The sequence below is a fragment of the Kitasatospora sp. NPDC093558 genome (assembly GCF_040683475.1).
Classification (GTDB): Bacteria; Actinomycetota; Actinomycetes; order Streptomycetales; family Streptomycetaceae; genus Kitasatospora.
In genome coordinates, this window is the sequence record NZ_JBFBDY010000565.1 from 1 (window position 1) to 4,029 (window position 4,029).

5 protein-coding genes and 1 pseudogene are annotated in these 4,029 nt (G+C 73.0%); 4 read left to right on the forward strand and 2 right to left on the reverse strand.

The features are described 5' to 3' along the window. Window positions 1-196: pseudogene (locus AB0O00_RS31485) on the forward strand (SAM-dependent methyltransferase); the annotation flags it as partial. A gap of 4 nt (window positions 197-200) precedes the next feature. On the opposite strand, the gene AB0O00_RS31490 reads toward AB0O00_RS31485, so the two are convergent. After that, entirely contained in the window at window positions 201-1,076 is an 876-nt protein-coding gene (locus AB0O00_RS31490) for an SGNH/GDSL hydrolase family protein (RefSeq protein WP_363657567.1), read from the reverse strand. Between the two features lie 690 nt (window positions 1,077-1,766). Between AB0O00_RS31490 and AB0O00_RS31495 the strand changes: the two genes are divergently transcribed. From AB0O00_RS31495 to AB0O00_RS31505, 3 genes are read left to right on the forward strand one after another with little or no spacing between them, the layout of a single operon-like run. Further along, complete coding sequence (locus AB0O00_RS31495) at window positions 1,767-2,438, forward strand: PASTA domain-containing protein (protein WP_363657569.1); 672 nt, start codon at window positions 1,767-1,769, stop codon at window positions 2,436-2,438. Window positions 2,439-2,485: 47 nt separating this feature from the next. Next, a complete protein-coding gene (locus tag AB0O00_RS31500) occupies window positions 2,486-3,037 on the forward strand; it encodes a GNAT family N-acetyltransferase (protein WP_363657571.1) in 552 nt (183 codons plus the stop codon). A 6-nt stretch (window positions 3,038-3,043) separates the two neighbouring features. Further along, window positions 3,044-3,529: an NUDIX domain-containing protein gene (locus tag AB0O00_RS31505; RefSeq protein ID WP_363657573.1), complete on the forward strand. Its 486-nt coding sequence runs from the start codon at window positions 3,044-3,046 to the stop codon at window positions 3,527-3,529. Window positions 3,530-3,545: 16 nt separating this feature from the next. Here the strand turns inward: AB0O00_RS31505 and AB0O00_RS31510 are convergent. Next, window positions 3,546-4,029, reverse strand: a 484-nt coding sequence (locus AB0O00_RS31510) for a phosphodiester glycosidase family protein (RefSeq protein ID WP_363657575.1), incomplete at its 5' end; no start/stop codon positions are given.

Consider the following 4,029-nt stretch of genomic DNA (forward strand, 5'->3'; position numbering starts at 1 on the left):
GAAGCTGCGGCCCGTCTTCGCGCACGGCCTCGCGCCCGCCGAGGTCGCCGACGCGACGTTCACCGAGCTCTTCCACACCGCCGGCCTCGCCGTCCTCGCGTCCGGCGACCTGCCGCTGTCCACCACGGAGACCACCGCGGACGGCAGCCCGATCGAACTGCCGGCGCGGTGGCTCGTGGTGGGTGCCCGGCCGTAGCCGCTCAGCCCAGGTGGAGGGCCGCCATCGCCTGGTCCGCCATCTTCGACTCGCCCAGCGGGTTGGGGTGGACGAGCGCGAGGCTCGTGCTGAAGAACAGCGGCTCGATCCACCGGGTGCCGACCGGCGCGCAGGCGTCGTGGCCGTTCGACACGGTGCTCATGTCGACGTAGGTCGCCCCGGTCGTGGCGGCGGCCTGCCGGACGGCCTGGTTCAGGTGGGACTGGAGGTCGCGCAGGTACGGGACGTCGCCCGAGGCGAGCGGCATCTTCGGGTAGCAGGAGCGGTCCGCGGTGGCCGGGACGATCCACGGGTAGCCGATGATCGCGACCCGCGCGTGCGGCGCCTTGTTCTTCACGGCGCGCAGCGCGGCCTCGATGGCGGGGCCGGTCCTGGTCCTGATCGCCTCGTTGAAGCTGTCGCCGTACGCGTCCTTGCACGGACTGCCGAAGCCGGCGGTCAGGACGCCGAGGCTGCCGCAGGCGAGGATCGAGCTGATGAAGGTGTTGTTGTCGTTGCCGCCGATGGTCAGCGTCACGACGTCGGTGTTCGCGTTGACGGCGCCGAGCTGGGGCGCGACGCCCGGGTACTGCGACCCGGCGAAGTCCTTCGTCTGGGCGCCGCCGCAGCTGACGTCGGTGAGGCGGGCGCCGGTGCGCGCGGCGATGAGGTGCGCGTAGTTCTTCGTCGAACGGGCGCACAGCAGCGGGGCGGTGGGGTCGAGCGGGAAGTTGCCGGAGGCGGCGCTGTAGCTGTCGCCGAGGGCGACGTAGTTCGCCGGGCCGGCGGCGGAGGCCGGGCTCGCGGCGACGAGGGCGAACCCTGCGGCAGCGGCGACGGCGACGGCGGACACACGGGACACGGCAGCACGGAGCGGCATGGGGGTGCTCCTTCGGTGGGGGGTGTCGTGTCGTGCACGGGGTGGGGTGCGGACGGCACGGACTGCGGCTCGCTCAACTCCCCCGGTGGGACGGGGGTTTCGTTGGCATGTCCTTGAAGTTACCGACGGGTTAGACAGGGCGTCAATAAGTCGGACACGGCTGCTCGCTGCGAATGTGAACCCTCACCCCGTACCGGCACCACCCGCTGCGCGGCGCCCTGTTCCTCCCCGGCGGTCCGCTGCCGTGGGGGGATGCGAGCGGACCGCCGGGGCGCGCGAGCCGGAAGGGGAGAACCGCCCGCACGGTGGGACCGGACGCGTTCGGGGCAGCCCCATCTTGCAATTCCCCACGCCCTCGCCGCAGACCCTCCAGCCGCGCCGCAGGCCGCGTCCGGTCCCACACCTTGGAGACCTCACACGGCCCGACGGACAACACTTTTTTCTTCTACGATCTTTTCGCCGCCTCGACCTGGGGGAACTACCGCAACCAAGGGCCCGACGTGACGTGACCAAGGGCCCCGGCGGCCGCGGTTTCCCTTGGTATACGTTCGAACCTTTCGCACATTTGGAGCTTCGCCCACTTCACCCGCCGCCGACCCGAAAGTACGCTCACCCGCCGTGATACAGCCGCCGCTCGCCCCACCGCACGAAGTTCGACCGACGCGCCGCTCCCGCCGGGCGCGCACGACCATGCTCGGTACCGCTGCACTCGCCGCCGCGCTCGTGGTCACCGGATGCAAGGCCGCCGCCGACGGCACGCCGGTGCCGAACGTCGTCGGAATGCAGGGGGACAAGGCCAAGGACGCCCTGCAGCAGCCGGACGCCTACGTCGCCAAGGACGTGAAGTTCAAGGACGTCCACCCGGGTGAGTCCCACACGCGATCGGTCTTCATGCCGAGCCACTGGAAGGTGTGCTCCCAGCAACCGGCCGCCGGGGAACCGTCGGTGAAGGACATGACGGTGACGCTTTCCGTGGTGAAGAACGAGGAGGAATGCCCGGGGACCGCATCGCCGTCCCCCAGCACGAGCCCGACCGCGACGGCGACCGCGACGGCGACCGCGACGGCGACCGCAACCGCGACGGCGACGACCACCGCGACCGCGACCGCAACCCCTGTGGCGCCGAGCGCTCCTCCCGCACCCTCCGAGCCGGCCGCTCCGCCGCACACCCCACCCCACACCCCGACGCCGGCCCAGCCCGCGCCCACCACGCACGAGGCGGCCGGCTGCACCACCGACTCCAAGGGCCACTGCATCGTCCGCGGTCGCATCTGCCCCAACAGCGCCCACGGCGGCACCGGCACCGACGCCAACGGAACCACCCTCACCTGCCGGGACAACGACGGCTGGCGCTGGGAGTAGCCAGGCGGCAGCCTGCTGGCTGGCGCGTGTGCGATAGGTTGGCGGGCATGACCGATCCTGGGCTCGTCGCGTGGCCGCCCGCGCCGATCCGGACCGAGCGGCTCGTGCTCCGCGAGTCGGAGGCCCGGGACCGTTCGGTGGTCGTCGAGTTGTTCGCCTCACCGGAGGTGGGTGCGTACGTCGGAGGGGCCCGGCCTCGCGATGAGCTCGAGAGTGTGGTGCCCGAGGTGCCGGGGCGGCGGGCCGGTTTCTTCGTGGTCGAGCTGGACGGGGCGATGATCGGCATGATCACGCTCGATCCGCGTGCCGCGGAGCGCCCGGGCCACGTCCGTCCGGAGGGTGGGGAGGCCGAACTCGGCTACCTGTTCCTGCCGGAGGCGTGGGGACGCGGGTACGCCGCCGAGGCGTGCGCGGCGGCGCTCGGCTGGTTCGACGGCGCGCGGCCCGGCGAGTCGGTGGTGCTCTGCACCCGGACCGCCAACGGCCGCGCGCTGCGCCTCGCGGCGAAGCTGGGGTTCACCGAGGTGGCGCGGTTCGAGGAGTTCGGCGCCGAGCAGTGGTTCGGTGTGCGGGACGCGCTCACGGCCCGGGCAGGCTGACGCCGGGTGGGCAAACGTGTCGAGCGGGTTGACGAGCACGACCGTGTCCTCGGCGTGGTGGGCAGGCGCGAGGCGATCCGGCACGGATGGCTGCACCGGATCGCGACGATCGTGTGCCGGGACCCCGGCGGCCGGATCCTCGTTCACCGCCGCCCGGCGGACGACCGTCTGTTCCCGGGCGGGCTGAACTGGATGGTCGGGGGCGCCGTGGGCGTCGGGGAGTCGTACGAGGACGCCGCCGCCCGGGAGCTGGCGGAGGAGCTCGGCGTGCTCGCCCGTCCTCGGTTCGTGTTCAAGTTCCTGTGCGCGGGGGTGATCAGCCCCTACTGGCTGGGGTTGCACGAGGTCGTCATCACCGATGAGCTGCGGCCCGACCCGTCGGAGGTCGCGTGGCACGACTGGCTGACCGAGCGCGAACTGCTGGACCTGGCCGGCGACGAGTCCTTCGTGCCCGATGCCCGCGAGGCTCTCGACCGGTACCGAGCGCTCTGAGACGCCCGCGGAGCGCCTACCGCACGAACACGCCGATGCCGTTCGGGACCGGGCGCTGGTCGCCGTCCAGCCGGTTGCGCACGGTCGGGTGGCCGGTGGACGGGTCGCGGGTGACCAGGGTGGCCGAGCCGCCGCCGTCCAGTTGGACCGCGGTGGTGGCGCCCAGGTCGTGGAGGGAGTCGGCGAGCTCGCGGATCGTCAGGCCCGGGGAGTCGTCGCCGCGGCCGTCCGTGCTGACCAGCAGCAGGCGGTGCGGGGCGAGGGCGGCGGCGGAGCGCGGTTCCCGTCGGCTGCCGTCAAGACCGGGGAGCGGGCTGCCGTCGAGCAGGATCGGGGACGCTCCGAGGGCCCAGCGCTGTGGGCGGCCGTCCCGGTCGGCCAGGTGGTAGTCGACGTCGACCGGGTCGCCCGGGCGCAGGGCGCGCAGGTGGCGGGCGCCAGCCTCCCGGCCGACCAGCACCACGGTGCCGCCGGGCACCGGGCCGCTGCCCGGTTGCGGC

Bases quoted from the DNA above. Each gene is read 5' to 3' on its own strand.
- AB0O00_RS31490 (WP_363657567.1), bottom strand. From the start codon at position 1,076: ATGCCGCTCCGTGCTGCCGTGTCCCGTGTGTCCGCCGTCGCCGTCGCC.
- AB0O00_RS31495 (WP_363657569.1), top strand. From the start codon at position 1,767: ATGCTCGGTACCGCTGCACTCGCCGCCGCGCTCGTGGTCACCGGATGC.
- AB0O00_RS31500 (WP_363657571.1), top strand. From the start codon at position 2,486: ATGACCGATCCTGGGCTCGTCGCGTGGCCGCCCGCGCCGATCCGGACC.